Source organism: Bacillus cereus group sp. N11 (assembly GCF_016483605.1).
In the GTDB taxonomy this organism is placed as follows: domain Bacteria; phylum Bacillota; class Bacilli; order Bacillales; family Bacillaceae_G; genus Bacillus_A; species Bacillus_A toyonensis.
In genome coordinates this window covers 1-437 of sequence record NZ_JAEHBN010000057.1, presented here as the reverse complement: position 1 = coordinate 437, position 437 = coordinate 1, and the positions used below count along the sequence as shown (strand labels likewise).

Sequence of the window (437 nt, the reverse complement as noted above, 5' to 3'; positions counted from 1 at the left end):
AAGATCGTGAGGTACATGGAAAAAAGAATTAAGACCTAGAAAGGAAAGTGATACCCCCACTAAAAAAACTCGTATCAGTACAACGGATCCAGATAGTGGATTTTTAATGAGGGATGGAAAACCGAACGGTTTTCATTTCTTAGATCATCGTACGACTGATGCGAAATATAATATTATTACAGATACCTATATAACGGCTGGAAATATGGCGGATTCCGAGCCGTATTTAGCACGTCTACAAGCTCAAACTAATAAATTCGGATTCAAAGTTGAAGCTGTAGCTCTTGATGCAGGCTATTTTACAGGTTATATCTGTAAGAAACTATCAGAACAGAATATATTTATGGTGATGGGGTATCGCCGATTTGGAAAGCGAAATAAAGACGTTCCGAAAAGCCAATTTAAATATGTAAAAGAAATGAATGTATTTGCTTGTC

1 pseudogene is annotated in these 437 nt (G+C 36.4%); it reads left to right on the top strand.

Features of this window, described 5'->3' with window-relative positions:
- A pseudogene (locus tag JDS98_RS29635) lies at positions 1-437 on the top strand (IS5/IS1182 family transposase); the annotation flags it as partial.